Raw genomic sequence first — 6,356 nt, 5'->3', positions numbered from 1 at the left:
GAACACCGGCACAACGCCGAGCTCACCCTGCCGCATCTGCCGGCGCCAGGTGTAGATCAGCCCCGTGCCGATGCCCCAACGCCGAGCCACCTCGGTGACCAACGCTCCAGGCTGCATCGCCTCGGCCACGATCAGCTGTTTCTGCTCATCCGACCACAGCCGGCGCCGCTCGCCGCGGGTCACCACCTCCACCACCTCGCTGCGAGCACTCGTAAGCGTACTTGTATGCGTACTCGTGGTCTCTACGTCCGCCTCCATACCTGCCTCCATCAGCCAGAGACCGACATCACGGCCTCAAGCCCGGGACGTTTCGCAAGGTGGGGCCGTCACAACAGGTACGACAGGTCGTGCGTAGAGCCCGGCCTGGAAGTTGGCGCCCTGGTACCCTCCGTCGGCGTAGAGCTTCAGCAGGAAGGGGTAGAGGCCGAACAGCGAGCCCATCAGCAGCACGCCACCATCGCGGTCCTGAATGTCGGCCGCGTGGATGATGGCCTGCATCAGCAAGCCTTGAGTGTCGACCAGGACGTGACGCTTCTTGCCTTTGATCTTCTTGTCCGCGTCGTAACCCGAGGGGCCGATGCAGCGCCCCTTTTTCCGCATTTTTCACGCTCTGGCTGTCGGTAATCGCGGCTGTCGGGCTGGCCTGCTCCCGGCACAGAACGTGGAGAGCATGGTGAATGCGATCGAGCGTCAGGTCCTCGTCTCAGCGCCGCAGGTAGTCGTCCGCCGTGCTCCGCGGCGGTAGGTCCTTTGGCAGCGCCGCCCACTGGCAGCTGGTGCTCAGGTTGTACATCACCCCATCGAGCACCGCGCGCACGTCGACCGCCCGCTTGTTGCCGCCGCCCTTCGCGTCCGGGGTTGAGCGCCCAAGGCGATCAACCGGGCCGATGATCGACCAGTCCTCATCGGTCAAATCACTCGGATAGCGCAGCTTGCTACGGTCGTATTTCGGCCGGTTCTCGGGCGTCCACATGCACATTCTTCTTCCGACAACCGCCGCCACGAGCCAATCACAACGGACTCACATCACTCGATCTGTTCCCGGATGAACACTGAGCGGCACGGTCAGCTCGCATATAACTCCACTTGCCTCCCAATTTGTACGAACCGTGCCGCCGAGTTGGTCTCGGACAGTGGCCTCGATCACTCGGGAGCCGAACCCGCGGCGCGCGGGCGCCCCGGTTACCAGCGGCCCACCGGCCTCACTCCATTGCAGCCAAAGCGCGCTCCTGTCGCTTTCCTTGGTGACGCGCCACGATACTGAGATTCGGCCTCCAGGTGCGGAAAGCGCTCCGTGTTTGGTAGCGTTCGTAGCAAGCTCGTGTAACGTCATCGACAGCGCCTGCGCCGAAGCAGGCGAGAGCATTACGTTTGGGCCGTGCAGCTCCGCCCGCTGACCGGATCCAGCGCTGGTCATGGTGCTCGACAGGAAGGCTGCCAGGTCACCCTCGAGCAGAGTGCGCAGCCAGGCACCGGTCCAGCGTTCGGCTGCCAGCAGCGTATGAGCCCGGGCGAGCGCCATCACCCGACCCTCGACGGCTTTCGCATAGGCCTCGGTGTCGCCCTTCGGCGTCAGCCGCAGCGCTGCTTGCACCACGGCCAGCACGTTCTTCGCCCGGTGATCCACTTCGCGTACCAACAGCGCCTGGCGCTCCTCGGCGGCCCGGCGCTCCGTCACGTCTTGGACGATCGCCACGGTGCGCACGATCCGCCCCGCCTGGTCACATACAGGCGCCGAGGTCAGCTCGGCCCAGCGAACCGACCCGTCAGGCTGCACGTAGCGCTTGGCGACCTCGTGTGTCGGCGTTTCGCCGCGGCACACACGCCGGAACCCCGCAAGGTCCTCGGCCCGGTCATCGGGATGCACGAAGTCGGAGAACCGCTGGCCCGCAATCTCTTCGGCAGGGCGTCCGACGAGCCGCGCATAGGCGGTGTTCGCCCGGAGCACGCACCCAGTGGCACAGTCCACCTCAGACATCGCTACGGAAGCCTGTTCGAACGCGGCCCGGAACTCGGCCTCACTCTCTCGCAAGGCCGCTTCGGCCGCCTTGCGCCCGGTAATATCGATATGGGCGCCGTAGGTCACCTTCCGGCCGCCAAGCATGACACCTTGCGCCCGGACTAGCACGTCGCGGATTTCGCCGGCCTTGGTCCGGTGCTGCGCTTCGAACTCTTGAGTGCCTGGTCGGACGGAATGCGCCCTGCCTCGGACGCGGATGGCCTCGGAGGCTCCGAGCGCGTCGATGTCGGCGATTGAGAGGTGAAGGAACTCCTCGCGCGTGTAGCCGTACTCGGCGCAGACCCGCCCGTTGACGTCGAGGATTCGGTGCCTTTCAGGATCAATGATGATCACGCCAAAAGGTGCGGCTTCGAAGAGCGTGCGTTGACGGAGTTCGGCCTCGCGCAGCGCAAGCTCCATCTCCTTGCGCTCCGTGATATCGAGAATGATCCCAGAAGCGCGCCAATATGACACTTGGTCCTGGCCTTTGGTAGTCTCGACCCTGCCGCGCGCCTGCAGCCAGCGCCCGGGCTTGACGCGGAATTCGAGGCGAAACTCGCCGCCCGCGTCTGCTAGCCGACGGGTCTCGGCGGCAAGCGCAGGGCGATCCTCCCGGCACACCGCGGCAAGCACATGGCGCAGGTCCAGCAATGAACCGGGTGACAAGCCGAGGACTTCGCGCAGCCCGTCGGCTCGGGGGGCCACGTCGGCGACCATTCGGCTTCGGCCGGCGATCTCGAAGGCGACGACCCCGGCGGCCTCCTGCGCACGGCGTAGTCGCTCCTCGGCGGCCCGTGCTGCTTCGGCACGCACCGCCGCCTCTTGGGACAAGCGCGACTGCAGCCGCAACTCCAGCTCGTCTGTTACCATGGCGGCAAGGTTACGAAGTCCCTGCCTCTCCGTCTCCGACAGACCTTCGGGGCGCGGCTTGGTGCAGAGCACGCTGACGGTTCCGAGCACCGCCCCACCTGGACTGACAAGCGGCGCACCAGCGTAGAATCGAAGATGCGGGCTACCAGCGACCAGCGGGTTGGAAGCGAACCGTGGGTCGGCCTTCAAGTCAGGCACGACGAACACCCCGTCCGGAGCACCTCGGATGGTATGATCGCAGAATGCCAGTTCACGCGGTACCTCCCGCAGATCCGTGCCAATGCGCGCTTTGAACCACTGGCGGGTTTCGTCGATTAGCGAAACCATGGCTGTCGGAGTTCGAAGGAGGTCGCGCGCAAGCGCCGCCAGTCGGTCGAAGGCTGCCTCTGCAGGCGTGTCAAGGATCGCGTAACCTTGCAGGACCGGCAGCCGCACCGCCTCGGCCTCGGCCGCCTCGGCTAAGGACCCGCCAACCTCCAAGGGCGGAGGGCGGCTAGTACCGCCTGTCGTCGACATGTTCATGCTGCCTCCCACCTTGTTGCAGGGGTCGATGGTATAGACGCGTAAGGGCACGACCTGTATTTCCAGTCACAGGGTGCGGATGTAGTTGGGGTGTCCAAGCTTCAGCATTCGGTTCAGCACGCCAGCGGCGATGGGCACCTCGGTAACTTGCCGCCCGTCCGTTTGCGGACGTAGTCCATCGCTGATAAGGCGCTTCCAGCGCGAGACATCGGCCTCTACCAAGGCGTGGATGTCGCACCTCGATGCCCGCTGCCATCCCATGCAGCCGCGCTCGGCAAGAGATCGCAGGTGCGCATCGCGCTGCGGTGGTGTAGTCTCGGCCGCGCGCTTGAGGCGGCACTCGCGCGAGCCGGCACGATAACAGCCGGCATTGTCAACCAGTGCACGGGTAGATCGAAAAATCGCAATTGGCACTCCGGAGTTCGCAGCTGCACGCTACCTTTGTGGCGTTGACGGTCTGAACCACGACGTGATGGGACAGCCATTTCGGCGCGCGGTCGTCAACTTGGCAATGCCTGTCAGCGAAAGCCAGGAAAGAGCCAATCGTGGGACCGAGAGCATCCGCGAGGTCCGCCTCCTGGATGATCGGGCGGTCACTCACGGCGGAGATGACAGCCGCCGGAGTTCAACGTCGATCGCGACCAGCAACGCCGGCGGTTCGTCGTTCACCGTCGGCCAGAGCCGCGATAACTCGACGCTGAAGTACTGGTGCGTCACGATGTCGCACAGGCCGGCGAAACCCCGGCAGTCGATGTTGCGCTGGGCCGCCAGCACCTCCGGCGGCAACTGCTTGGTGGCCTCGCCGAGCTCGGCCAAGGCGTTCTTGATGGCGCGGTAGGTTCGGCAGTCCGTCTCCGGCAGCGCGGCGAAGGCCTGCTCGTCCAACTCCTCGACGAGGCTCAGGATATCGGCAGCGGCCGTGCGGATGTCGGCGAGGCGAACCGTCAGGTCCCGCATCAGAAGGCCTGCACCGCCTCGTGCCTGGCCCGGTCGAGGACCGGTGGGTGCAGGATGCCCCACTCGGCGAGGTCGACCGGGACGCCGAGGAGGTCCGCGAGGTCGGACCGCAGACTGGCGAGGCCGGTCAGCGACATGCGGGCGGCCGGGTCGAGTTCGGCGACCAGGTCGCTGTCGCTGTCCGGCCGGGCCTCGCCGCGGGCAACGGAGCCGAAGACCCAAAGGCCGGTGATGCCGCGCCGGCGGAGATCGGCCTCGCGCTCGCGCGGGCGGGCGAGAACGGCTGCGAGAGCGGGGGGCTTGCGATCCTGTTCGGCGAGGAAGTGTTCGACGAGACCGCCGACCAGGTCCTGCACGGTCTGGCCGCGCGCCGCCGCGACCGCCTTGACGCGGTTGCGGATCTCCGGTGGCAGCCGAACGGAGAGGAAGGCGGTGCGATCCATGCGGTGATGAAAGCACAAGCGCACTTGTGCACACAACCAAACGCCCTGGCTTGATCTCTGGCCCCTCACCCAGGCCGCCGGCTTGCAATAGCGCGTCCGATGCGCATCCGCAAATTTAGTCGCGACATGGCGCAATGTCACTTCTGTGATTGCGGTCTGCCGCCCACCGAACTTACCCTCGCCGAGCTGGCCGCAGCCTCGGGCCTCGAACCCCGGACGATCCGCTCCTGGGTTGCCCAAGGCCCGATCCCGGCACCGCGCTCCCGTGGCCCCGGCGCCCGCTATCCGGCCGGTGGGTTGGAGCGCCTGATGGCCATCCGCGGCATGCGCGACCGCCTCGGCATGCCACTCGCCGCCATTCGGCAGGAACTGCTGGTGGCGACGACGGAGCAACTGCAGGCCCATGCCGAGCGCGCTGCCGACCTAGCACCCGAGCCGGCTGAGCCGGCACCCGCCCCTCCCTCGGCCCTCGACTACCTCCGCGCCCTCAGAGCGCGGTCGGCGCCCGCCCCCATGATGGATGTATCGCCTTCGCCACCACCGCCGGCGGGCATGCCGCCACCTGCGCCGCGCCAGCAGTCGCTGGCGCTGCCGCCGACCGGCTTCGAGGCGCTCGAACGCCGCCTTGGCCAGGCCCGCCCGGAGGCCGCCCGCAAGGCGCGCGCCGAAGATTGGTTCCGCCTCCCCGTCACCCCCGACGTCGAACTGTCCGTCCGCGGCTGCCTTGATGCCGAGCAGCGCGCCCGCCTGGAACGCTGCGCCGACCTGATCCGCGACATCCTGCTGGGAAAGCACCCATAACCGACACTCCTGACCACGCCATCCACCTCACCTTGACCGCCGGCCTCGACCGCGCTTTTGCCTCGGAGGGCGGCAGCCCGGTCCGCTACCTCGTGGCTGACCCTGCCGCCGACGGCAGCCGGGCCATGGCACGGACGCGCCGCCACTCAACCTGGCGCTGGTCATCGACGTCTCCAGCTTCAGGGCCAGCGACAAGCTCGACGTCGCTCGCCGCACCGCCGTCGCGGTCGCGGTCGCCAAGGCGCTCGGCCCGCTGACTGTCGTCGCCTTCGCCAGCGAGGCCAGCTCGCTGCTGGATGCCCGGCCACCGGGCGACGATCGGGCGATCGGGTAGGTCAGCCGCTCGCCGCTGCGCTCATGCCGCCCAGCCCCGATCAGGCCTTCCACATCGGCCTCCATCAGCATCTGCAGCACCGCCTCGGCAACACTGCGCAGAAAGTCACTATCCCCGGCTTTCGCCAGCAGCTCAGCCAGTGGCAGTCTGTCCTCGGTCATCGGGTCCTCGGCCGGTCAGGGGTGGGAGCGTCGCAACTCCACCCTAGCCGCTAGGTCCGATGGCCACCCCAGCTCTACACCCCAGCCAAGGCTGGATTTCCCACCACCTCCGTGGACGCTACCCAAGGCAAAACTCGGCCAGAGTGCAAGGGCCGCAATGATGGCGACGCAGCTTCGTTTCATGGTGGCCTCCCAGTACCGGCCCGCCGTTACGGGCTGCGGTCTGGCGATGCTTCTTGTAAAGCAGCGGGAATCGCAACAGACCACCC

The 6,356-nt window shown here is 67.0% G+C and carries 6 protein-coding genes and 2 pseudogenes; 1 reads left to right on the top strand and 7 read right to left on the bottom strand.

Annotated features, from left to right (window positions below; translation table 11 throughout):
* The 6 genes and pseudogenes from EP26_RS29275 to EP26_RS29250 all read right to left on the bottom strand — a co-directional run.
* Positions 1-258, bottom strand: a 258-nt coding sequence (locus EP26_RS29275) for a transposase (protein WP_169747536.1), incomplete at its 3' end; no start/stop codon positions are given.
* A gap of 105 nt (positions 259-363) precedes the next feature.
* Positions 364-973 (bottom strand): annotated as a pseudogene (locus tag EP26_RS37880) (IS5 family transposase); the annotation flags it as partial.
* Positions 974-1,021: 48 nt separating this feature from the next.
* On the bottom strand, positions 1,022-3,391 hold the full coding sequence (locus EP26_RS32705; protein WP_052389846.1) for a PAS domain S-box protein: 2,370 nt from the start codon (positions 3,389-3,391) through the stop codon (positions 1,022-1,024).
* A gap of 66 nt (positions 3,392-3,457) precedes the next feature.
* Positions 3,458-3,805, bottom strand: a complete 348-nt coding sequence (locus tag EP26_RS35795; protein WP_157033915.1) for a hypothetical protein — start codon at positions 3,803-3,805, stop codon at positions 3,458-3,460.
* A 183-nt stretch (positions 3,806-3,988) separates the two neighbouring features.
* Positions 3,989-4,348 (bottom strand): HepT-like ribonuclease domain-containing protein, encoded by a 360-nt coding sequence (locus EP26_RS29255; protein WP_043344676.1) that lies wholly within the window; start codon positions 4,346-4,348, stop codon positions 3,989-3,991.
* Positions 4,348-4,791 (bottom strand): nucleotidyltransferase family protein, encoded by a 444-nt coding sequence (locus EP26_RS29250; RefSeq protein ID WP_043344674.1) that lies wholly within the window; start codon positions 4,789-4,791, stop codon positions 4,348-4,350. Before EP26_RS29250 ends, EP26_RS29255 begins: the two co-directional genes overlap by 1 nt.
* A gap of 99 nt (positions 4,792-4,890) precedes the next feature.
* Between EP26_RS29250 and EP26_RS32700 the strand changes: the two genes are divergently transcribed.
* The gene (locus tag EP26_RS32700; protein ID WP_084113128.1) at positions 4,891-5,592 is read left to right on the top strand and encodes a MerR family transcriptional regulator; all 702 of its coding nucleotides are present in this window, start codon (positions 4,891-4,893) and stop codon (positions 5,590-5,592) included.
* A 330-nt stretch (positions 5,593-5,922) separates the two neighbouring features.
* Here EP26_RS32700 and EP26_RS29240 read toward each other — a convergent pair.
* Positions 5,923-6,087, bottom strand: a pseudogene (locus tag EP26_RS29240) (transposase); the annotation flags it as partial.
* Positions 6,088-6,356 lie beyond the last annotated feature (269 nt).

The organism is Belnapia moabensis DSM 16746, assembly GCF_000745835.1.
GTDB classification, from domain to species: Bacteria; Pseudomonadota; Alphaproteobacteria; order Acetobacterales; family Acetobacteraceae; genus Belnapia; species Belnapia moabensis.
This window is presented reverse-complemented; position numbering and strand designations above follow the sequence as displayed.

Coding starts and splice junctions, on each gene's coding strand:
- EP26_RS32700 (WP_084113128.1), top strand. CDS start 4,891: ATGCGCATCCGCAAATTTAGTCGCGACATGGCGCAATGTCACTTCTGT.
- EP26_RS32705 (WP_052389846.1), bottom strand. CDS start 3,391: ATGAACATGTCGACGACAGGCGGTACTAGCCGCCCTCCGCCCTTGGAG.
- EP26_RS29255 (WP_043344676.1), bottom strand. CDS start 4,348: ATGCGGGACCTGACGGTTCGCCTCGCCGACATCCGCACGGCCGCTGCC.
- EP26_RS29250 (WP_043344674.1), bottom strand. CDS start 4,791: ATGGATCGCACCGCCTTCCTCTCCGTTCGGCTGCCACCGGAGATCCGC.